We start from the raw sequence: 21,361 nt of genomic DNA on the forward strand, positions 1-21,361 counted from the left end.
AAGAACGTTGGTTTTGAGTATGAGCAGCATCGGGCTGCTGCTGGCGGCGATTGCGCTGGTTGGTCTGGGGGGTGCCTTCGCGGCCATCGATGCGGCCATCAACACGGTCTCTCGGGCACGCGTCGATGAGCTGGTTCGTGAGGAAAGGCCAGGAGCGGTACGGCTTTCCGCGGTCATCCGGGAGCGCCCGCGCTATGTGAACCTGGTCGTACTGCTGCGCACCACCTGCGAGATCTTGTCGACGGTGTTTCTCGTCGGGTACCTGACCGCGCGGATCAGCCTGGGTGCCGCGCTCACGATTTCGGCGATCGTCATGGTGGTGACGAGTTTCGTGGCGATCGGGGTGGGGCCGCGCACACTGGGACGCCAGCACGCGTATTCGATCGCGCTGGGCGCCGCCGTTCCGCTGCAGGTGATTTCGGTGCTGCTCGGCCCCATCTCGCGGCTGTTGATTCTGCTCGGCAACGCGGTGACACCCGGACGGGGATTTCGCAACGGTCCATTTGCCTCCGAGATCGAGCTGCGTGAGGTCGTGGACATGGCGCAGCAGCGCGGTGTGGTGGCCGACGAGGAGCGCCGGATGATCCAGTCGGTGTTCGAGCTCGGCGACACTCCGGCGCGTGAGGTGATGGTGCCGCGCACCGAGATGGTGTGGATCGAAAGTGATAAAACAGCCGGCCAAGCCACGTCACTCGCGGTGCGCAGCGGGCACTCTCGCATCCCGGTGGTGGGGGAGAACGTCGACGATGTGGTCGGCGTCGTCTTCCTCAAAGACCTTGTGCAGCAGACGTACTACTCGGTGAACGGTGGACGGGACGTCACCGTGGCGCAGGTGATGCGACCGGCGGTGTTCGTCCCGGACTCCAAGCCGCTGGACGAACTGCTGCGTGAGATGCAGCAGCATCGCAAGCACATGGCGCTGCTGGTGGACGAGTACGGCGCGATCGCTGGACTGGTGACCATCGAGGACGTGCTCGAGGAGATCGTCGGAGAGATCGCCGACGAGTACGACCACGACGAGGTTGCCCCGGTGGAGGAGCTGGGCGACAAGATGTTCCGGGTCTCTGCCAGGTTGCCGATCGAGGACCTGGGCGAGCTGTACGGCATCGAATTCGACGAGGATCTGGACGTGGAGACCGTCGGTGGCCTGCTGGCGCTGGACCTGGGGCGAGTGCCGCTGCCGGGAGCCAAGGTCGCCTCGCATGGACTTTTGTTGCAGGCTGAGGGTGGCCCGGACGCGCGTGGCCGGGTGCGCATCGGCACCATCCTGGTGCAGCCCGACCCCGATGCGGAAAGCGACGAGAAAGCGGAGGAACGAGATGAGTGAGTCAGGCGCGAGTCTGGACGCCGAAGATAACAAGCTCGTCGTGCTGGCCCGTGGGGCGATGGGGCGCGCCGAGGCGAAGTCGGGCGCGGCAGTGCGCGACGGTGACGGGCGCACGTATGCCGGTGCTCCGGTGTCGCTTTCGCAGCTGTCCTTGACGGCATTGCAGGCCGCGGTGGCGGCTGCGGTGTCCAGCGGCGCGTCCGTGATCGAGGCGGCCGTGCTGGTCGGTGGTTCACATGAAGACCCGGGTATCGCGGCGGTACGGGAACTGTCGCCGTCGGCGACGGTCATCGTGACCGACCGCACCGGTGTGCCCGCGGGGCAATTGTGAGCTCGCCGGAATTCCGTTCCGGTTTCGTCTGTTTCGTCGGGAGGCCGAACACCGGCAAGTCGACGCTGACCAACGCGCTGGTCGGGCAGAAGGTGGCCATCACGTCGAACCGGCCGCAGACGACCCGCCACACCATTCGCGGCATCGTGCACCGCGAGAACTTCCAGATCGTGCTCGTCGACACCCCGGGGCTGCACCGGCCGCGCACGCTGCTCGGTCAACGGCTCAACGACCTTGTGCGCGATACGTATTCCGAGGTCGACGTGATCGGGTTGTGTATCCCGGCCGACGAGGGTATCGGGCCGGGGGACAAGTGGATCTACGAACAGATCAAGCTCGTCGCGCCGCGCACCACGCTGATCGCGATCGTCACCAAGATCGACAAGGTGAGCAAGGAGCGGGTGGCCGAGCAGCTGCTGTCGGTGTCACAGCTTGTCGGTAAGGAGGTGGACATCGTCCCGGTATCGGCGGTGTCGGGAGCCCAAGTCGAGGTGCTGACAGAGGTTTTGGCGTCCAAGCTGCAGCCTGGTCCGGCGTTCTATCCCGATGGTGAATTGACCGATGAGCCCGAAGAGGTGCTCATGGCCGAGCTCATTCGTGAGGCCGCGCTCGAGGGCGTGCGGGACGAGCTGCCGCACTCGCTGGCGGTGGTGATCGACGAGTGCAGCGAGCGCGAGGGGCGTCCCGAGGGCTCGGAGCTGATTGATGTGCACGCGATTCTCTACGTCGAGCGGGACAGTCAAAAGGGCATCGTCATCGGCAAGGGCGGCGCCCGGCTACGCGAGGTGGGGACCAACGCGCGTACGCAGATCGAAAAGCTGCTCGGCACAAAGGTGTTCCTGGATCTGCGGGTCAAGGTCGCCAAGAATTGGCAGCGCGACCCCAAGCAGCTCGGCAAGCTGGGGTTCTGAGCGACCCGCAGCCCTCCCCGCCGACACGCCGTGTTATGCGTTGGCTACTCGCGAAATACATCAGAAACCGTAGTTTCGGTGACTTGTCGGTACGCCGTGCAAGGGTCCTGCTATGGGTGGGCTCATTGTGGCGAGCGAGGCGTTGGCCTCGGGCGATGTCACTCGACAAGAATTGCGCAAGTACTATGTGAAGGTCTTCCACAACGTGCATCTGCGGCGGGGTGTCGAACTGACGGCTGCGTTGCGCGCCGAGGCTGCGTTTCTGTGGTCCGGGCGTAAGGCTGTTGTATCGGGGGTATCTGCAGCGGCGTTGCACGGTAATCAGTGGATCTCGGCCGAGCGGCCCGCGGAGCTTGTCCGCGTACGACACGATTCGCCGCCGGGAATCATCAGCCACCACGACAGGTTGCTGCCCTGCGAACAGATGACGGTGCGAGGAATCCCGGTGACGACGCCGGCACGTACGGTATTCGACGTCGGCCGACGTGTGCGGTTGAACCGAGCAGTCGAGCTGACGGATGTTCTGCTCGGGTTGTGTACTGCGGATTCGGTGATGCGCATCGCTGAGCAGCATCGTGGGGCGCGGGGCCTGAGACAGTTGGACAGGGTGCTGGCGCGTGCGGATGCAGGTGCAGAGTCCGTGCAGGAGACACGCTTGAGGCTGTGCCTGGTGGATGGGGGATTACCCGAACCGGAGACTCAGATCGAACTGTGTGGGCCTGATGGACGAATGATTCGCCTGGACATGGGCTGGCGGGAGCAGCAGGTTGCCGCGGAGTTCGACGGCGCACAACACTGGGGAGATTCCATACAGCACCGTCGAGACATCGAGCGCCAGGAAGCAATCGCGTCGCTGGGATGGAGGCTGGTTCGGGTGAGCCGTGATCAGCTGTCCCAGCGGCCCGCCGCAGTCATCGAACGTGTGCGGGCGGCCTTGGCTGCGGCACGGCGCGCGGTGTAGCAATCGAAACTACGGTTTCTGATGCATATCTCGAGTGGCCGACGCACAATACGGCGTGTCGGCGCAGAGGCGGCGCAGAGGCGGCGCCGTAGGCGCGCGCCTCTCACCACCAGGGATCGGGGATCTCCGACGCCCAATTGTTGATCGACTCCAGCTGCGCGGCAAGGGAAATCAGCAGCGGCTCGCTGTTCGCCGGGCCCATCAACTGCACACCGATCGGCAGCCCGTCGGCCGTGAAGCCGGCGGGCACATTGATCGACGGCCAGCCCAGCACGTTCCATGGCCACGTCATCGGACACGCGCCGACCTGCCCGCGATCCGTGGCGAGGCTGCCGACATCATCGAAATCGTAAATGCCCGTGGGCGGTTGGGCGGTTGTCGGTGCCAACACCACATTGAAGCTGCCGAAGATCTTGCCCACTCGGGCCTGCAGCCGCGGCTCGGCGGCGCGGGCTCGCCGCAGCGCCCAGCCGGCTAGGCGCCGGCCGGTGCGCATATTCGTCACCGTGCGCGGGTCCCAATGCGCTCCGGCGTCCAGCCGATCGCGCCACGGCAGCAGCCCGGCCGTCGCTCGCGGCAGAAAGTTCAGGCCGAGCCCCACGCCATAGTCCGGGTCGCCCTCGGACACCATGTGCCCCAGTGAACGCAGCTGGTGGGCCACATAGCGGGTGGCGGCCTCGATGGTCGGATGCAGTTGCGCCGGGAAACCCGAGAACGGAACCTTGAGCGATAACGCGACGCGCAGTTGTCCCGGGTCCTCGTGGACGGCGTCGAGCACCCGGACGTGCGGCGGCTTGTGCAAGTCCCCGGGGACGTTTCCCGATGCCGCGTCCAGCAGCAGTGCGGCATCGGCGACCGTGCGGGCCAACGGTCCGTGCACCGTTATCCCGTTGAAGGCCTCGGCAAACGGCCAGGTGGAGATGCGGCCGCGTTGCGGCTTGATACCGATCAGGTGCGTCCAGGCCGCCGGGATCCGGACGCTTCCGGCCCCGTCCGAACCGATGGCGCCGGCGACGAGCCCGGCCGCCACCGCCGCGGCGCTTCCACCTGAGGATCCGCCCGGGGTGTGGCCGCGGCTCCAGGGGTTGCGGGTGTGCCCGAAGCCGGGCCCGCTGGTGAATCCCCACTGGCCCAGCTCGCAGGTGTTGGTCTTGCCGACGATCACCGCGCCCGCCGCGCGCAATCGGCGCACCAGCTCGGCGTCCTCGGACTCCGAGCCGACGGCCCCGGCGGTACCGAATGCGGTGGGAGTGCCCGCCAAGTCGGTGTCGTCCTTGATGGCGATGGGCACTCCGAGCAACGGCAGGCGCTCACCCCTGGCTAATCGCTTGTCGGCCTCGGTGGCTTCGGCCAGGGCCGTCTTGGTGCACACCACCCGGAATGCGTTGAGGGTCGACTGGCTCGACTTGATCGCGTTGAGCGCCGTGAGGGTGAGCGAGACCGAACTCTCCGAACCGTCAGATAGCGCTGCGGCCTGGGAAGTCAGCGTGGGAAAGCCCGACATGACCAGAAGGGTAAGCGGTCGAAATAGTGCGTCAATGCGGGGATTCGTCGGTACCAGATGGGAAACTATCCGAATGCGGCTTTATCGGGATCGTGCTGTCGTGCTGCGGCAGCACAAGCTCGGCGAGGCCGATCGCATCGTGACCCTGCTGACCCGTCAACACGGGCTGGTGCGCGCGGTAGCCAAGGGGGTGCGCCGCACGCGCAGTAAGTTCGGCTCGCGGCTGGAACCCTTCGCGCATATCGACGTGCAACTGCATCCGGGGCGCAATCTGGACATCGTCACCCAGGTGCAGGCCATCGACGCCTTCGCCGCGGACATTGTCAGTGACTACGGCCGGTACACCACCGCTTGCGCCATCCTGGAAACCGCCGAGCGGATCGCCGGTGAGGAGCGGGCCCCGGCCGTTGCCCTGCACCGCCTCACCGTTGGTGCGCTGCGGGCCATCGCCGATCAACAGCGCTCCCGCGAGCTTATTCTCGACGCATACCTCTTGCGCGCCATGAGCATTGCCGGATGGGCACCCGCCATCGGCGAATGTGCGCGGTGCGCCACCCCGGGCCCGCACCGCGCCTTCCATGTGGCCGCGGGCGGCAGCGTGTGTGTGCACTGTCGTCCCGCGGGTGCGGTGACCCCGCCGCAGGGTGTGCTGGAGTTGATGGCGGCCCTGCATGACGGCGACTGGGCGGCCACCGATGACGTGCCGCAGACCCAGCGCACCCAGGCCAGCGGATTGATCGCGGCGCATTTGCAGTGGCATCTGGAACGCAAGCTACGGACACTCCCGCTCGTCGAACGTGGCAGCAGGTTAAATATGAGCCATGGTGAAGAGCAGCCAGCCCGATCCGCAGCAGGATAAGTACTACACCGACTGGGCCGACGTCCCGCAGGGCTATAACCCGACGTTCCCGGATAAGACGGTGTTTCCTGCTGTTTTCCCCAAGCTGCTGCCCGGCGTGGGTCCCGGCGGTACCCGCCCGCACCCCGCGCCGAAGCACCCGTCGGGTGCGGTGCCCCCGGCGATTCCCAAGGAACTGATTCCGCGCCACGTCGCGGTGGTGATGGACGGCAACGGGCGCTGGGCGCGGGCCCGTGGGCTGCCGCGTACCGAGGGCCACAAGATGGGCGAGGCCACCATGATGGACATGGTCTGCGGAGCCATCGAGATGGGCATCCCGTGGCTCACCACCTACGCGTTCTCCACGGAGAACTGGAGGAGGCCCGCGGACGAGGTCCGATTTCTCATGGGCTTCAACCGCGACGTGGTCAAGCGGCGCCGCCATGATCTGAACAACATGGGTGTGCGGTTCCGCTGGGCCGGGCAGAAGACGCGGTTGTGGAGCAGCGTCTACAAAGAGCTCGAGATCACTGAGGAGCTCACCAAGAACAACAGCACCCTGACGCTGACCACGTGTATCAACTACGGCGGCCGGGCTGAAATCGCCGAGGCGACAAGAAGAATCGCCCGGCTGGTGGAATCCGGGCAGCTCAAGCCGGATCGCATCACCGAGGAGACGATCGCCAAGTACCTCGACGAGCCGGACATGCCCGATGTCGATCTGTTCCTGCGGCCTTCCGGCGAGTTCCGGTCCAGCAACTTCATGATGTGGCAGTCGGCGTACGCCGAGTTCGTGTTCCAGGAGAAGATGTACCCGGACTTCGACCGCCGTGACCTGTGGGCGGCCTGCCTCGAGTATGCCCAGCGTGACCGGCGATTCGGGTCGGCGTGATGACAGATCCCGAAGGCGCAGCCGGCAAGATCCTCGATCGGGTGTACCGCGTGCTGCACCCGGTGCTGCCGGTTACCAGGGAAGCCGACGGGGCGCTGACCGCCGACTACGAGGGGACCTTGACCTCGATCCGCGCGGTTACCATCGCGACGGGCCTGGATGTGGTGTCGCTGTCACAGGTGTTGGCGTGGGATGTGGCCGTCAATGCGAAATCGAGGCATCTGGTCGACGGACTCGCGCAGAAGTCCCTGTTTGGCAACATTCTGTTGATCGCCAAGGGGCGCAAGGCAGATGTGTTACTGCGCTACAACTTTCCGGCCACCGGGATCGATGACGACGACGCCCTGGTGACACTGCTCATGATGGTGTTCGCCACCGGCGCTGACGCGCGAAAGGCATTGGGCAACTAGGAGCTTCGGCGCTCGGCGGTGCAGCGGCTGCAGAAACCGAAGACCTCGACGGTGTGGTGTACCTCGGTGAAACCGTGCTCTTCGGCGATGTCGGTCGCCCACTTCTCGACCGCGCCTGCCTGCACCTCGACCGCGAAACCGCAACTCTGGCAGACCAAGTGATGGTGATGGCCGTCCGAGCAGCGCCGGTACACCGACTCGCCGGTGTCGTTGCGCAGCACATCCACCTCACCCGATGTCGACATCGACTGCAGGGTGCGGTAGACGGTGGTCAGGCCGATGCCCTCGCCGTCGCGCTTGAGCTCGTCGTGTAGATCCTGCGCCGACTTGAATTCATCGGTGCGCTTGAGCAGGGCGGTGATGGCCGCGCGCTGACGGGTGGAACGCACCGTTCCGCGCAATGCCGGCCTGTCCTCGTGCACGCTTGGCGACCCCCCGGCCTGCGCGGGAGTCATCTTTGTTCCTCGGTATGGGCAACCGCGTCGACCACGATGTGGGAGAGGTGGTCGTCGACGAGGCGGTACATCACCTCACGGCCCTGCCGTTCGCCCGAGACCACGCCGGCGGCCTTGAGTACCCGTAGGTGCTGGCTGATGAGCGGCTGGGCCACGCCCACCGCGTCGACCAGCTCGTGCACGCAGCGCTGCGACTCGCGCAGCTGCAGCACGATGGCGATGCGTACGGGCGCGGCGAGCGCGCGGAGCAGCTCGCCGGACTGTTCGAGGATCTCGCGTGGGGGCAGCGGGCCGGGCGGCGTGAGCGGAGCATGTGGTGGCTCGTCATGCGCGGAACTGAGCACGGTGTTCACCACGGCGGTCTACCTCAACCTGAATCACGCCCCGGCTTGTCCGGAGACCCAATGTTCGAGTCCGGCGGCAAACCGGGCCCATCTATTGAGGGTAGTAGCCGATTGCGCATCTGGTGGGAGGGGTGTGGCCGTGGCGGCCACGGCGCGGCCGGAGCCACCCGTCCGGACAGGTCAGCCCATCGATGGCCGTTGTATTTGCTGTGCTCGCTCCATCCGTCAACAGGGATGTCGTACCGAGGCGCAGAAGCACCTGCAAGTCCCCGGTATACGGGCATTACCTGCCTGTCCGGCATGGCGTTCACTCCCGGTCCGTAAGCGGCCGCGCATCTACCACTAATCATCAAATTATGCGTTCTAACTGCTTGGTTACGGGTGAGCAGGGTCACAGCGTGCTCGCAGGCTCCGGCGTTGACACCGGGCACCGGGATCTCTACGTTATGAAAACGATAATCATTATCAATTAAGACTCTGACGCCTACCCGAGGATGATCGTGATGGCCACCTTTGCTACCGACACCAATGAGCTGAAGAACATCGATGGCGAAAGTCGGCCGGGCTGGTTTGTCAGCAGACGCGTCGACATCCTCTTCGTGTTCGGGTTGGGCGCGCTGCTCTCGGCGGTGCTCTTCGCGGCCGACGGGCATAAGGGCGTGTTCCTGGTGGGGGCGGTGGCCTTCTCGCTGCTGTCCGACCTGCCGCATGTGCTGACGACCACCGCCCGGGTGTGGATGGATCCCCGCGAGCGATCGCGGTACTGGTCGCATTACGTGATCAGCTTCATCGTGGTCGGCGCGATCGTCGGCACGCTGTGGTTCGGCGGCTGGTTGGTGCCGCTGCTGGCCATCTGGGCCTACTGGCAGGTCTTCCACGTTCTCAAACAGCACTTCGGCATCATCAACATCTACGCAGCGAAGAACGGCTACAAGGGTCCGCGAAACCGGATCAAGTACGCCTTGTATGGCGTCTGCCTGGCTCCGGTGCTGTTCCGGGCCAGCCACGGGCTCAATTTCTCCGAGTACGAGGTCTTCGGTCACCGGCTGCCGTTCTCGAACCTGAGCGTCCCGGTGCCGCCCATTCCCGGCTTCTTGGTCATCGGTGGGTTCGTTTGTGCCGCAGTCCTGTTGGGTGCCGCGCTGTGGGAGCAGGTGCAACTCAAGCGGGCCGGACAACGGACCCTGCCGGCCATGGCCGTCGCCACCTTTGTGATCGCGGCACTGTCCTACAACCTGTCCTACCTGCTGGTTTCGGATCTGTTCGCACTGATCCTGATCGCCACGACCACCCATAGCCTGCAGTACCACCTGATCAATTGGACGCGGAACAACACGCGCTTCGCACGCACCCAGGACCCGGGCGAGAAGAAGCTGCTGTTGGCGCGGCTGTCGACGCGTAAGGCACTGCCGCTGTATATCGGCTTCTTTGCGGGATTGGGCATCCTGGCCGGACAGCTCGATACGGTCATCTTCGCGGTACCACTGACGTTCGTGTTGCACCACTTCTACATGGACGGCGCGCTGTGGAAGAGCAAGGGCAATCCGGAGCTGGCGCATGACTTGGGAATTGTCCGTGCTGGATAGGGGATTGATCGAGTCACCGACCCGGCAGCGACAGAGGCGCTCGCCGGTATCGGTGCGTCGCGTCGAATCTCACCGGGATGCCAAGCAATTCATCGCTATGCCATGGCATATCTACGGCGACGACCCCCGGTGGCGCCCTACCCTGCGCCGTGTCATGCAGGCGAAGATGAACTCCAAGCACAACCCCCTGCACGGGGAGGTGCAGGTCGAAAACTTCGTTGCCTACCGTGGCGGTAGCCCTGTCGGACGTATCTCCGCCGCGATCGACTCGGCCTATGTGCAGCGCTACGGCGAGTGCGCGTTCTTCGGGTTCTTCGAAAGCGAGGACGACGAGTCGATAGCGGGCGCGCTGCTGGGGGAGGCCGAGCGCTGGGCGGCGCGCCGGGGCGTCACCAAAATGGTCGGTCCGTTCAGCTACACCTCCCGCGAGGAAGTCGGGCTGCTGGTCTCCGGCTATGACAGGCCGCCGGCACTCATGCAGCCCTACAACCCGCGGTACTACCCGGCGCTGGTGGAGGCATCCGGATACCGCAAGAAGTTCGACACCGCCTCGTACCGTTGGCATCTGGACGGCAGCCAAGATGTTCGGCAACGCCTGGTGCGACGGGCCGACGCGGTGATGCGCGACCAGGCAGTGACGGTGCGCTCGGTGCGCATGCGCCACTACACCGAGGAATTAGAGCTGCTGCGCGGTCTTTACAACGACTCGTTCGCTCACCATCCCGAGAACGTTCCCCTCAGCCGCGAGGTGTTCTCGGGGATGGCCGCCGAGATGCGGCCGTTGATCGATCCGAACATCGTCCGGATAGTGGAATCCGAGGGCACTCCGGTCGGATTCCTACTGATGCTGCCGGATGTCAACGAGATCGCCGGACGGTCCGGTCGGCTCACCCCGGCCCTGCTGGCCCGGCTGGCGGCGCGCCGCGACGGGCGCATCCGCGGGATCGATACCGCCGTCGTGGTGCTCATCGGCGCGGTGCAGACCCAGTTCGGGGCGGGCATCGGCAGAGTTCTGGCGGGCGAGATCGTCCGGACGATCACCGGCAGCGGCTATTCCTCGGTCGCCACCACCTGGGTGCATGAGGACAATGTGTGGTCGAATTCGCTTACCGCCCAGATGAAGACGGACCCCGAAAAGATCCATCGGGTCTACCAGAAGGCACTGTGATGAGCGGCCGGACATTGGTCACCGGTGCCACGGGGTACCTGGGGTCAACCCTGGTGGCTTCCCTGGTGCAGGCCGGTGAGCGCGTCACCGTCCTGATGAATCCGCACGAACCCGCCGTGCTGCCCGGCGAACTGCGCCCACATGTGGAAACTGCGTACGCCGATATCGCCGACGCGCGCGCCGTTGACGACGTGATGCGCGACGTGTCCCACGTCTATCACCTTGCCGGTATCGCATCGCCGAATTCGCGTCTCGGGCATAGGATCTGGCAGACAAACGTCCTAGGCAGCTATCACGTGGCCCGCGCCGCGCTGCGGCACGGTGTGCAGCGCGTGGTGCACGTGTCGTCCACCGCGGCCATCGGGTACCCGCCCAACGGTGTGGTGGCCGACGAAGACTTCGACCCATGCGATTCGGTGCTGGATAACGTGTACTCGGCGACCAAGCGTGCGGGTGAGCGGCTGATGCTGGACTTCGTCGAACGAGGTCTGGACGTGGTGGTGGTCAACCCCGCCGCCGTGTTCGCGCCGGGAGCGGGGCCCGCTCGCTCGTGGCAGGGGCTGCTGGTCGCGGCCCGCAAGGGCCTGTTGCGTGTCGTGCCTCCCGGCGGAACCGCGGTGTGCTCGGCTCGCGACTTCGTCGCGGGCATCACTACGGCGATGGCCAAGGGGGACAACGGGCGCCGGTACATCCTGAGCACCGCCAACCTCTCTTATCGGCAGATCGGGGAGCTGCTGGTGGCCGCGGTGGGGCGCCATCACCCGGTGCGGCCGGCGCCGATGGGGCTGTTCCGGACGGCGGGGCGGGGCAACCGGCTGCTGCGGGACCTCTCCGGGCGCTTCGACCCCGACGATGTGTTGGTTGCCGAGAACCTCGAATTGATGGCCCGCGAGTTGTATTACGCGCCCGACAGGGCAGTGCGAGAACTGGGCATACCCAAGGTCTCTACTCACGAATTGATAGCGGAGTTTGTGCGATGAGCAGCATGCGCGAAGATCAGCAGGGCAGGCTGACGGTCCAGCCACGGCAGGTGCAGGGCGGCTCCAAGGAGGCGCTGGGCATATCGATGGCCGACGCGCGAGCACTGGTGGCAGACCTCGCCGCCCGCCGCCAGTGGATCTATTGGCTTGATCTTGCCGCCTGTCTGGCGGTTGGATACACGGCCTTCCTGTTGTGCCCGGTCGAGAACCTGCTCTCGTTGCCGGCGGTGGCGTGCATTGTGGTGGCGGCGTTCGCTTTCTATCGCGCCGTGTTGTTCGTCCATGAGCTGGTGCACGCCGAGGACGACCTGCGCTGGTTCTCGGTGGTGTGGCACGCGGTGTGCGGAATACCTTTCCTGACACCGAAATTCACCTTTGAGTTTCATCATGAACACCATGCGTCGCGCACCTACGGCACGGCGGAGGACGGTGAATACGTCACCTATGCCAGTGAGCCGCGCTGGCGCATCATCGTGTTGCCGTTCAGCGCGCTGGGCGGGCCGCTGGCCTTCGTTTTCCGATTCTTGGTGCTGGCGCCGCTGAGCTGGCTGATCCCCGCGATACGGCCCATTGTGCTGACCCGGGCATCATCGTTGATGATCGATGCCGATTTTGAGCGGCCATTGCCGCCGTCGGGCACCCCACGCTCCTGGCTGGTGCAGGAAATTGCTTGTTTCGTGTACACCACAACGCTTTTGGTGCTGCTGCTGCTGGGCGCCTACTCGCCGTATCGGCTGGTGGAGGCGTATGCGGTGATCGCCCTGGCGCTGTTTGTCAACTGGCTACGGGTACTCGTGGCGCACCGGTACGAAGGTAAGAGCGAGCGCATGACCTTTCCCGAGCAGGTTCTCGATTCCATCGATCACCCGTCGGTGCCCGTCCTCGGCTCGCTGTGGGCACCGGTCGGCTTGCGTTTCCATGCGGTGCACCACTTCTTCCCTCAGCTGCCTTACCACCAACTGGGCGAGGCGCGCCGCCGGCTGATGGCGGCGATCCCGCCCGATGCCGGGTACCGGGCCACCGAAGACCGTTCACTCGCCTCATCGCTGCGGCGGCTGCTCGCCCACCCGCGAAAGGAGGCGGTATGACCGTCAGTCAATTCACATCCACCGCAAGAGAGTCCGCGGCCGCGACGTACTCACGACGTTTGCCGATCCGGCCCGTCGAGGCGCGGGGCGCCCGGGTGCGTGCCGAGGACGGCCGCTGGTACGTCGACTGCCTGGCCGCGGCCGGTGCCATGTCGCTGGGCTGGAATCACCCGGCCGTCAACGAGGCGGTCATGAAGACGGTTTCGTCCGGTGAGCCGCTGTTGTCACTGGACTTTCACACCCCGTCCCGCGACCGGTTCGTCGAGGAGCTGCTGTCCATCCTGCCGGTCAGGCTTGCCACGGACGCCAGCATCCATCTGTGCTCGCCCAGCGGAGCCAGTGCGGTGGAGGCAGCGTTGATGCTCGCCGAGATCGCCACCGGTGGCCGCGAACACATTGGTGTGCAAGGTGGTTTTCATGGATGCACCCGAGCAGCGCGTGCCGCCAGTTCCGGGGGCGGGCTGCGCAGGCAGCCGGTGGTGCTCTCCCCACAGGCGAGCTTCCTGCCGTACCCACAGGAGTACCGCAGCCCTTTCGGGGTGAGCGGTGAACGCGGCGTCGAGTTGGCGATCGCAGCGGCCGAGGCGGTTGCCCGCCCACACAGCGGCGTCACCGCACCGGCCTCATTGATCGCCGAGTTCGTTCTGGGCGAGGGCGGCGTGATACCGGCGCCCGCGCGGTGGGGCCAGGCGCTGCGCCGCACGGCGTCGACGCTGGGAGTGCCTCTCATTGCCGACGAGGTACAGGCGGGCATGTACCGCACCGGCCCGGCATGGGCATTCCAGCACAGCGGTATCGAACCCGACATGATGGTGATCTCCAAGGGACTCGGGTCTGGTATCCCCATCGCAGTCCTGGTGGTCCGCAAGGAATTCGACGTCTGGGAACCCGGTGCGTTCACCGGAACCTTCCGTGGGAACGCCATGGCCTTCGCCGCCGCGAGCGCCGTGATCCGCTTTGCGCGGGAGAACGGGCTGCGCGGGCAGGTGACCGCCCGCGGCAAGATCTTCCTCGATGGCCTGAACGCGGTCGCATCCGATTCGGCGCTGGTGGGTGACGTGCGCGGAGTCGGGCTCATGCTGGGTGTGGAGATCGTGGACCCCGACATGCCATGGCCGGATGACGCCGGAGCGCCCGCGCCCGAACTTGCCGCCCGCATTCAGCAGGCTTGCCTGCAGCACGGACTGATCGTCGAAACCGGCGGCCAGTACGGCAACGTGGTGCGGTTCCTGCCGCCACTGACGATCGACGAGCCGGATATCGCCGCTGCGCTCAACGCGTTTGACGCCGCACTCAGTGCGGTGGAGCGCACGCGGTGACGGCCCATCAGAGTCCCTTCGTGCAGAGTCCCTTCGTGAGCGACTTTCTCACGGGCGACAGCGCGCACACGTACCGCGAGGCCGTCGCGCTGGCGGCCGAACGGGCAAGTGTCACACTGGGCGGGGCCACCGCACCGGGACTGGTGGACGGCTATTCCGCGCTCAAACGCGATGCCGAGCGGCTCGATCTCGACGATCCCGATGGGGTGGGGCTGAGCCGGGCACTGGACGAGGCTACGGGGTTGCTCGCCGAGAAATCAGTGGTGGTAACCCATCCCGCATACCTGGCGCACCTACATTGCCCACCCGCATTGCCGTCGCTCGCCGCCGAGGTGCTGATCAGTGCGTTCAATCAATCGATGGACTCGTTTGACCAGGCGCCGGCCGCCACCGCGATCGAACAGCAGGTAGTGGAATACTTGTGCACCAGAATGGGTTACGGCCGCGAGTCGGACGGTACCTTCACCAGCGGAGGTACCCAGTCGAATCTGCAGGCGCTGCTGCTGGCGCGGGACCTGTTCGCGCGCAAGGCCGGATGGGATATCGCGGGCCTGGGGCTGCCGCCCGAGTCCGGTACCTGGCGGGTGCTGTGCACCCGGCAGACACACTTCTCGGTGCAGCAGGCACTCCGGCTACTCGGACTGGGCACCTCCGCCATCATCGAGGTACCCACCGATGATGCGGGGCGGTTGCGGGCCGAGACGCTCGCCGGAATCTTGCGGGACGCCGATCATGCGGGCACACCGGTGTTCGCGCTGGTGCTCACTGCCGGGACAACGGATTTCGGAGCGATTGACCCGCTCGAGGAAGCCACCGCGATTGCCCGGTCACACGGCATCTGGGTACACGTGGATGCCTGCGCGGGTGGCTGCCTGATCTTCAGCGCTCAGCACCGGCAGTTGCTGCGTGGTATCGAACAGGCCGACTCGGTCGCCATCGACTTCCACAAGCTGCTGTTTCAGGCGATCAGTTGCAGCGCGCTGCTGGTGCGCAATCGGGAGAGCTTCGGCGTGCTTGCCGCGCACGCGGATTACCTGAATCCCGCCAGCGACGCCGAGCACGATGTGCTGAATCTGGTCGGCAACTCGCTGCAGACCACCCGGCGTTTCGATGCGCTCAAGGTGCTGGTCACGCTGCGGGCCGTGGGGCAGCGTCAGGTGGCCGCGATGATCGATGCCACTGTCGCTGCGGCGGCGGCCGCGGCCCAGGTGGCTGCCGAGCATCCCGACCTGGAACTGGTGGCGCCGGTATGCACCAACACGGTGGTGCTGCGCTGGCGGCGACCGGAGGCCACGCGCGACGCGCGTGACGACGTCAACGACGCGGTCCGCGCCGAGCTTGCCCACAGCGGTAGGGCGATCGTGGGCCGGTCCGGTGCGGCCGGGGCGCAGGCGATCAAACTGACGTTCGTCAATCCTCTGGTCACGACCTCGATGGCGGGCGCGATGGTCTCCGACATTGCCGCCCATGGCAACCGGATCTGGCGTGCGCGCACACCGGAGGTCAGTGCCGTATGAGCAACAACCTGGCGCGCGTCGAGCGCGTTGCGGCATCCGATGCTCGCTTCGCCTGGGCCAAGAACATCGAGTTCGCGATCTTCGGGTTGGAGAACGACTTTGCCGACGATGTCGATATCGCCGCGGGGGAGATGGTGCACTACCGCCCGTGGGAGCGGTCCTCGGAAATCTATGTGGGCTTCTCGGGCGACTCACCCGAGCACCCGGTCGGTGTACTGAGATCGCTTCGGCACGATCCCGAACTGGGGCTTGCCAGCTTCAGTACCCTGCGCGACGCAAGAAGCTACCGGGATGGAAACAAGACCGCCCGCAATTACCTGTATCCGCACTGGGAGTCGTTCTTTGGCGGGATTGCTCCGGAGCGTATCGCGGAGCTTGCCACCCAGGGCGTGCGTAAGAAACACCGTCGCGCCGGGATGATCGAGCAGATCTGGCGGGAGTTCTTCGGTGCTCTGGCCGCAGAGGGAGTTCAGTTTGTGACGGTCGCCCTGGTGGTGCCGCTGTTCGACTGGTATCAGCATCTGCTGCCCGACCGTCTGCACCAGATCGGCGACATCCTGCCGAACTACATCGGCGCCGACAGTGTGCCGGCCGTCGTCGACATCAGCGGGTCCTTCGTCCCGGACGCCTCCCGCGCCGTTGATGACGCCTCCCTGCTGGCCGCCACCACCACCCCCTCGTCCCCCAAGAAGGAAAGAGTCCGATGAGATCGATTCACACCGAAGAGCATGTGTTCCGCAAGGTCAGCGAGATCGACTGTCCCGTAGACAAAGTGTGGGAGCGGGTGACCACCCAAGAGGGCATCAATGACGAGATGGGCCCGTACATGAAGATGACCATGCCCAAGCAGTTCCGCGGCAAGTCCATCGCCGATGTCACGCCGGGCACCCGCATCGGTAAGAGCTTCCTGCTCCTTTTCGGGGTGCTCCCGTTCGGGTTCGATGACATCACGGTGGCGCGGCTCGAACCCGGCCGGATGTTCCGGGAGGAGTCACTGATGACAGGGATGCGGATATGGGTACACCACCGCACCCTGGAGCCCTTGGGGGACAAGACAATCGTCACCGACGAGGTCACCCTGGCCCCGCAGGCTCCCATGGGTCTGATCCCCGGCTGGGGCAGACTGCTGAGCAAGATCTTGGCGGCCTTCTTCACTCACCGGCACCGTCGCCTGAGCCGCACCCTTTCCGCCACGGGAGTTCCGCGATGAGACGCCTGGGTGTGGGCGTTGCCGTGGTGCTCTCGGTCGCGGCGTGCACCCCGGTGAACGAGGAAGCCGGAAAGCCCGTGGGCCACGCCTTCCAGCTGTTGAAGTACCCGACGGCGCAGTCTGATCCGGCCCCAGAGCCCCAGGGCAGGTCGCCGTTCGGTGACTATGCGCTGGAGGTATCGGGTTCGGTGACCTACCTCGGCGAGACGAGCGAACTGCCCGGTGCGGGTGTGATGACCGTCGGGCCGGGGCCGCGGCGCGGAGAGCTGAAGATCGAGCAGTATTACCGGGGCGACCGGTTCCCGTACGAGACCGGGGTCGTCTCCGCCGGTGAGGGCAAGCCCAGCACCCTGGATGCCATCACCATCGTCAACCCGCTGGACTCGCGGGTGACGCTGCAATGCGCGGTGGACGGCGGAATCGCCCTGGCGGACATCGAAGGTGAGCGCGAACTCACCGGGACCTGCGGCGGTGGATCGAAGGCACACGGTCATGTCAGGGCCGAGGGCAGCCGCAAGGCGACCTGGCGCGACAAACCCGTCGAACTGGTCCGAACGGTCGTGGATCTCACCGTTACCGGTGCGAGCAGCGGAGAAATCCATCAGGTCAACGAGGTACCCAAGGACAGTGCGGTCGCCAGCTTCCCCCTGTACACGTCGATTGACGTGAACATGACGGCGCAGGGCATCAGCCTCACTCAGAAGCTGCAGCGCCATGTCCTCCCGAAGGTGAAGGACTGATTCATGACAACGGACACACAGATTCCCGCGTTGCGCGCTGCCGAGTTGGTCAAGGCCTATCCCGGTTCGGACGCCCGGGCGGTCGACGGCCTGGATCTGACGATTCCGCAAGGGATCGTCTATTGCCTGCTCGGCCGCAACGGCGCGGGCAAGACCACCACCATCCGCATGGCGACCACGCTGCTGGCCCCCACCCGCGGGGAGCTCGAGGTGCTCGGCGTTCCGGTTGACAACACCAAGGAGCTGCGCCCCCTGATCGGTGTGGCACTGCAGGAGGTCGCGCTGGACCTGTGGATGTCACCGGTCGAGCAGATCCGGATGAGTCTGGCCATCGCGGGCTGGCCCAAGGCGCGCCGGAAGGCGCGTGAGGACGAGCTCGTCGAGCAGTTCGGCCTGAGCACCTACGTCAACCGCAAGGTGGGTGCGCTGTCCGGCGGTATGCGGCGCCGCGTCGATGTCGCGCTGGCCGTTGCCCACAACCCGCAGATGTTGTTCCTCGACGAGCCCTCCAGTGGGCTGGATATCGAAGGTAAACAGGAGGTTTGGAATGCCATCCGGCTGCTGCGCTCCGAAGGACGCACCGTCGTGCTGACCACTCACGATATGGACGAGGCGGTGTCGCTGGCCGACGAGGTGGGCATCGTGAAGAGCGGCCGGTTGGTGGCCTCCGGTTCCACCCAGGAGTTCACCCGGAGCCACGGGTATGCCGTGGAGGTCTCGGCAGACAGTGTGATACCCGAGGAAGCCGCCGGACGGCTCGCGGAGGCGGGATACGCGCTGCGGCGCACCGACTCCGGAACCCTTTCGGGGACCTTGGATTCCGCCTCTGCCGCGGACCTGGGCGCGTTGAGCGCCGAGCTCGACCGCGTGGGCCTGGGGGCGGCCAGCATCGAGGTGCGTTCCACCTCGCTGCGCGACGCATTCCTGGAGGTGACCCAGTGACCGCACTGTCGAACACCGCGCGGCTGTTCCGCCGGTACGTCGTGGTCGGATTGCGGCAACCGGTATTCGGATTTATCTTCCCGATCGTCTTTCCGGTGGTCCTGGTGATCTTCGTGCGGTCCATGTTCCAACGGGTCGCCGACCTGCCCGGATTCCCGCTGTCTTCCTATACGGCATACATCGCACCCGGGCTCATCATGCTCATCCCGATGCTCGGTGCCGGGTATGGCGCCGGGACACTCATCGACGAGATCCGGTCGGGGTTCACCGATCGGCTGCGGCTCTACGGGGTATCCACCGGACAGATCATGGCGGCCAAGATCGGCTTCGAGATGTTCCGCATCTTGCCGGCCGCGGTGATCGTCATCGGGCTGCTGGCCTTCCTGGACGCACCGCTGCGGTCGGGTCTGCTCACCGGGGTCTTTCTGGTGCTGGTCATGTTCCTGTGGTCGGCGGCCTACAGCTCACTGTTCTACCTGGTGGCGTTGCGCACCCTCAATCCGCAAGCGCCGGTGGCGATGCTGCCGCTGGCCCTTCCGGTGCTCTTCGTCAGTCAGGCGCTGATGCCGTCGGTCTTCCTGTCCGACTGGCTCCGGATCAGCATCAACGCGAATCCCTTCTCTCACATCGTGTCCGCGGCCTCCACGATCATGTATGGCGACTTCGACGCGATGCTGGTAGTCAAGGGCGTCCTGGTGGCCATCGGGATGTTCGCGCTGCTGCAAATTCCCATCCATCTGGTGATCCGCCGGAAAATTGGCAAGTAGAAGGCATAGAGAAAAATATGGAAACCCCATCACAACCTGATGTTCTTCACGCAAGCGGCTCATCACACGTCCGCGAGTTTCTCATCGAATTCATCGCCGAGGAGCTCGAGCTGCCCACCGCGGATGTCAACGACTTCTCCGAGCTGGTCGGCGATCTCGGATTCGATTCGTTGTCGTTCGCCCTCGGAGTCTCGGAGATCAAGGGCCGCTTCGGCATTCAGTTGACCAAGGATGATGTCTTCGAATGCAAGACCTTGGGTGCGCTGATCGAGCTGGTGGAGAGTCGGCTGTGATGAGCCGCTTGCGCGAAGACCGTCCTGGGTCGAACCCCGTCATCGACCGCCTGCTGGCCGGGGCCGGTATCACCGGCCGCGGCCTCACCTCGGCGCCGATAGGCCCCGACGGCGCATCGCAGCTGGATGAGTTGAGCACCACGGCGTGGGCGGACGTGCACCGGACGGGGCTGCGTATCGCAGGTGCCCTGCAGGCAGCAGGTGTGCGGCCCGGTGATGCCGTCGCGGTATTGGCCGGTGCCCCTGGGGAAATCGCGCCACTGGTACAGGGCATCTGGTTCTCCGGTGCCTCGGTCACCATGTTGCATCAGCCGACCCATCGCTCCGATATGCGGCTCTGGGTGGAGGACACCGGCCGGGCACTGGCCGCAGTCGGCTCTTCGACGGTCGTGGTGGGTGATCCCTTCATGGCCGCGGCGAGCCAGTTCGGCGCTGTCGCCGCACAGGTTCTGGAGATGTCCGCGCTGCTGGATGGTCCGCCCGGCGAGATTGTGCAGAGTGATCAGGACGCTATCGCGTTCTTACAGTTGACCTCTGGATCCACCGGCACACCGAAGGCCGTCAGCATCAGCTATCGCAATATCGAGGCCAATCTGCGGGCCATGGTGAGCGCGTCCGGCGCGGATCCCGAAACAGATGTGGTGGTGAGTTGGCTGCCGCTGTTCCACGACATGGGCATGATGGGATTTCTCATCGTGCCCATGTGCCGGGCCATGAGCACCGTCAGCGTGACCCCCATGGACTTCCTCGGTGATCCGCTGTTGTGGGCCAAGCTCATCAGCACCTACCGGGGCAGCATGACGGCGGGTCCCAACTTCGCCTACTCGCTGCTGGCCCGCCGCCTGCGCAAGGCGCCCGACGGCGCATACGACCTGTCCTCGCTGCAATTCGCGCTCAGCGGTGCCGAGGCCATCGATGTCGCGACCCTGGAACGGTTCGTCGCCGAGGGCGCCCGCTTCGGCATGCGTGCGGACGCCGTCGTCCCCGCCTACGGGATGGCGGAAGCCACCCTGGCGGTCTCGTTTGTGCGGCGCGGCGAGGGCTATCGGGTGTGCCCGCCGCATCCCGATCTCGTTGCGGCGCAGGGTACGCAGGCCAGCGCCCGTGTCCCACTGGGGCTACCGCTGCCCGGGTGCGAGGTACGGGTGGTCACCGAGGACCGCCAGGTGTTGGCTCCGGAATCGATCGGCGAGCTCGAGATCCGCGGTGACAACGTCACCGCGGGATACCGCACGGCATCCGGATTCGAGTCGATGCTCGATGCGCAAGGCTGGCTCTCCACCGGCGATATCGGCTATCTCACCGCGGACGGCCAGCCCGTGATCTGTGGCCGCAAGAAAGACATCCTGATCATCTCCGGGCGTAACGTGCATCCGGAGGACATCGAACGCTCGGTGGCCGGAATATCCGGGGTGCGTTCCGGTGGCGTGGCTGCCGTGCGCCTGCACACCGCTTCCGCCGGCGAGGGATTCGCGATGGTGGCGGAATCGGCCCTGCATGCCGATATCGCCGAGAGCGAGCGCATCCGCGCGGAAGTGGCCGACCGCGTCTACCGCACCCTGGGGGTGAGCCCACGCGATGTCCATGTGGTTCCCGCCGGATGGATTCCCAAGACGTCCTCGGGGAAGCTGCGCCGGAGGGCCACCTCTGAACGGCTGAAGAGGTGTGAACCGGCCCGATGACGACACGGGATCAACTAGTCCGTGTCGGCGGCCAGATGCCCAAGAGGATTCGCACACTTGGTGCCTGCGGCGCGGGATATGTGCGGCACCACCCGA

At 65.6% G+C, this 21,361-nt stretch carries 24 protein-coding genes; 20 read left to right on the plus strand and 4 right to left on the minus strand.

All coding sequences use genetic code 11. From position 1 onward, the window contains the following. The first annotated feature begins 19 nt into the window (after positions 1 to 19). The 4 genes from MAB_RS08610 (at position 20) to MAB_RS08625 (ending at position 3,530) form a co-directional block, all read left to right on the plus strand. Positions 20 to 1,327: a hemolysin family protein gene (locus tag MAB_RS08610; RefSeq protein ID WP_005085002.1), complete on the plus strand. Its 1,308-nt coding sequence runs from the start codon at positions 20 to 22 to the stop codon at positions 1,325 to 1,327. Continuing rightward, on the plus strand, positions 1,320 to 1,658 hold the full coding sequence (locus tag MAB_RS08615; protein ID WP_005060350.1) for a hypothetical protein: 339 nt from the start codon (positions 1,320 to 1,322) through the stop codon (positions 1,656 to 1,658). Before MAB_RS08610 ends, MAB_RS08615 begins: the two co-directional genes overlap by 8 nt. Continuing rightward, positions 1,655 to 2,569 carry a GTPase Era gene (gene era / locus MAB_RS08620; protein WP_005085003.1) on the plus strand — a complete coding sequence of 305 codons (915 nt, stop codon included), beginning with the start codon at positions 1,655 to 1,657 and terminating at the stop codon, positions 2,567 to 2,569. Before MAB_RS08615 ends, era begins: the two co-directional genes overlap by 4 nt. A 112-nt stretch (positions 2,570 to 2,681) precedes the next feature. Continuing rightward, positions 2,682 to 3,530 carry a DUF559 domain-containing protein gene (locus tag MAB_RS08625; protein WP_005114171.1) on the plus strand — a complete coding sequence of 283 codons (849 nt, stop codon included), beginning with the start codon at positions 2,682 to 2,684 and terminating at the stop codon, positions 3,528 to 3,530. A 103-nt stretch (positions 3,531 to 3,633) separates the two neighbouring features. On the opposite strand, the gene MAB_RS08630 is transcribed toward MAB_RS08625, so the two are convergent. Continuing rightward, positions 3,634 to 5,034, minus strand: a complete 1,401-nt coding sequence (locus MAB_RS08630; RefSeq protein ID WP_005093170.1) for an amidase — start codon at positions 5,032 to 5,034, stop codon at positions 3,634 to 3,636. 73 nt (positions 5,035 to 5,107) lie between these two features. Here MAB_RS08630 and recO point away from each other — a divergent pair, with 73 nt between their 5' ends. Genes recO through MAB_RS08645 form a run of 3 tightly spaced genes read left to right on the plus strand, consistent with a single transcriptional unit; the run spans position 5,108 to position 7,174 of the window. After that, entirely contained in the window at positions 5,108 to 5,893 is a 786-nt protein-coding gene (gene recO, locus MAB_RS08635; RefSeq protein WP_005060357.1) for a DNA repair protein RecO, read from the plus strand. Next, entirely contained in the window at positions 5,856 to 6,764 is a 909-nt protein-coding gene (locus MAB_RS08640; RefSeq protein WP_005067194.1) for an isoprenyl transferase, read from the plus strand. The genes recO and MAB_RS08640 overlap by 38 nt, the downstream gene beginning before the upstream one ends. Further along, a complete protein-coding gene (locus tag MAB_RS08645; protein WP_005085006.1) occupies positions 6,764 to 7,174 on the plus strand; it encodes a hypothetical protein in 411 nt (136 codons plus the stop codon). The genes MAB_RS08640 and MAB_RS08645 overlap by 1 nt, the downstream gene beginning before the upstream one ends. Here the strand turns inward: MAB_RS08645 and MAB_RS08650 are convergent. The 3 genes from MAB_RS08650 to MAB_RS25385 form a co-directional block, all read right to left on the minus strand. Beyond that, a complete protein-coding gene (locus MAB_RS08650) occupies positions 7,171 to 7,563 on the minus strand; it encodes a Fur family transcriptional regulator (RefSeq protein ID WP_005093173.1) in 393 nt (130 codons plus the stop codon). The two genes, MAB_RS08645 and MAB_RS08650, sit on opposite strands and share 4 nt — an antisense overlap. Positions 7,564 to 7,625: 62 nt before the next feature. Then, complete coding sequence (locus MAB_RS08655; protein ID WP_005060366.1) at positions 7,626 to 7,985, minus strand: ArsR/SmtB family transcription factor; 360 nt, start codon at positions 7,983 to 7,985, stop codon at positions 7,626 to 7,628. An 11-nt stretch (positions 7,986 to 7,996) separates the two neighbouring features. Beyond that, complete coding sequence (locus tag MAB_RS25385; RefSeq protein ID WP_005110203.1) at positions 7,997 to 8,404, minus strand: hypothetical protein; 408 nt, start codon at positions 8,402 to 8,404, stop codon at positions 7,997 to 7,999. Positions 8,405 to 8,476: 72 nt separating this feature from the next. Between MAB_RS25385 and MAB_RS08660 the strand changes: the two genes are divergently transcribed. The 13 genes from MAB_RS08660 to MAB_RS08720 are packed head-to-tail and all read left to right on the plus strand — an operon-like array spanning position 8,477 to position 21,265. Further along, positions 8,477 to 9,559, plus strand: coding sequence for a hypothetical protein (locus MAB_RS08660; protein WP_005085008.1), 1,083 nt, complete (start codon positions 8,477 to 8,479; stop codon positions 9,557 to 9,559). Then, positions 9,531 to 10,727: a hypothetical protein gene (locus MAB_RS08665; protein WP_012296451.1), complete on the plus strand. Its 1,197-nt coding sequence runs from the start codon at positions 9,531 to 9,533 to the stop codon at positions 10,725 to 10,727. Before MAB_RS08660 ends, MAB_RS08665 begins: the two co-directional genes overlap by 29 nt. Beyond that, positions 10,727 to 11,707 carry an NAD-dependent epimerase/dehydratase family protein gene (locus MAB_RS08670; protein WP_005110204.1) on the plus strand — a complete coding sequence of 327 codons (981 nt, stop codon included), beginning with the start codon at positions 10,727 to 10,729 and terminating at the stop codon, positions 11,705 to 11,707. The genes MAB_RS08665 and MAB_RS08670 overlap by 1 nt, the downstream gene beginning before the upstream one ends. Beyond that, on the plus strand, positions 11,704 to 12,795 hold the full coding sequence (locus MAB_RS08675) for a fatty acid desaturase family protein (RefSeq protein WP_005085012.1): 1,092 nt from the start codon (positions 11,704 to 11,706) through the stop codon (positions 12,793 to 12,795). Before MAB_RS08670 ends, MAB_RS08675 begins: the two co-directional genes overlap by 4 nt. Beyond that, entirely contained in the window at positions 12,792 to 14,114 is a 1,323-nt protein-coding gene (locus MAB_RS08680; RefSeq protein WP_005085013.1) for an aminotransferase class III-fold pyridoxal phosphate-dependent enzyme, read from the plus strand. Before MAB_RS08675 ends, MAB_RS08680 begins: the two co-directional genes overlap by 4 nt. 35 nt (positions 14,115 to 14,149) lie before the next feature. Then, positions 14,150 to 15,631, plus strand: coding sequence for a pyridoxal phosphate-dependent decarboxylase family protein (locus MAB_RS08685; RefSeq protein ID WP_005093179.1), 1,482 nt, complete (start codon positions 14,150 to 14,152; stop codon positions 15,629 to 15,631). Then, positions 15,628 to 16,338 carry a hypothetical protein gene (locus MAB_RS08690; RefSeq protein ID WP_005110205.1) on the plus strand — a complete coding sequence of 237 codons (711 nt, stop codon included), beginning with the start codon at positions 15,628 to 15,630 and terminating at the stop codon, positions 16,336 to 16,338. The genes MAB_RS08685 and MAB_RS08690 overlap by 4 nt, the downstream gene beginning before the upstream one ends. Then, positions 16,335 to 16,841: an SRPBCC family protein gene (locus MAB_RS08695; protein WP_005060387.1), complete on the plus strand. Its 507-nt coding sequence runs from the start codon at positions 16,335 to 16,337 to the stop codon at positions 16,839 to 16,841. Before MAB_RS08690 ends, MAB_RS08695 begins: the two co-directional genes overlap by 4 nt. Then, on the plus strand, positions 16,838 to 17,581 hold the full coding sequence (locus MAB_RS08700) for a hypothetical protein (protein ID WP_005087627.1): 744 nt from the start codon (positions 16,838 to 16,840) through the stop codon (positions 17,579 to 17,581). Before MAB_RS08695 ends, MAB_RS08700 begins: the two co-directional genes overlap by 4 nt. A gap of 3 nt (positions 17,582 to 17,584) precedes the next feature. Then, on the plus strand, positions 17,585 to 18,523 hold the full coding sequence (locus MAB_RS08705) for an ABC transporter ATP-binding protein (RefSeq protein ID WP_005110206.1): 939 nt from the start codon (positions 17,585 to 17,587) through the stop codon (positions 18,521 to 18,523). Continuing rightward, entirely contained in the window at positions 18,520 to 19,290 is a 771-nt protein-coding gene (locus tag MAB_RS08710; protein WP_005060395.1) for an ABC transporter permease, read from the plus strand. Before MAB_RS08705 ends, MAB_RS08710 begins: the two co-directional genes overlap by 4 nt. Before the next feature lie 17 nt (positions 19,291 to 19,307). Further along, on the plus strand, positions 19,308 to 19,583 hold the full coding sequence (locus tag MAB_RS08715; RefSeq protein WP_005085018.1) for an acyl carrier protein: 276 nt from the start codon (positions 19,308 to 19,310) through the stop codon (positions 19,581 to 19,583). After that, positions 19,580 to 21,265 carry a fatty acyl-AMP ligase gene (locus tag MAB_RS08720; protein ID WP_005093182.1) on the plus strand — a complete coding sequence of 562 codons (1,686 nt, stop codon included), beginning with the start codon at positions 19,580 to 19,582 and terminating at the stop codon, positions 21,263 to 21,265. Before MAB_RS08715 ends, MAB_RS08720 begins: the two co-directional genes overlap by 4 nt. The last annotated feature ends 96 nt before the right edge of the window (positions 21,266 to 21,361 follow it).

Origin of the sequence: Mycobacteroides abscessus ATCC 19977 (assembly GCF_000069185.1) — a bacterium.
Taxonomy (GTDB): Bacteria; Actinomycetota; Actinomycetes; order Mycobacteriales; family Mycobacteriaceae; genus Mycobacterium; species Mycobacterium abscessus.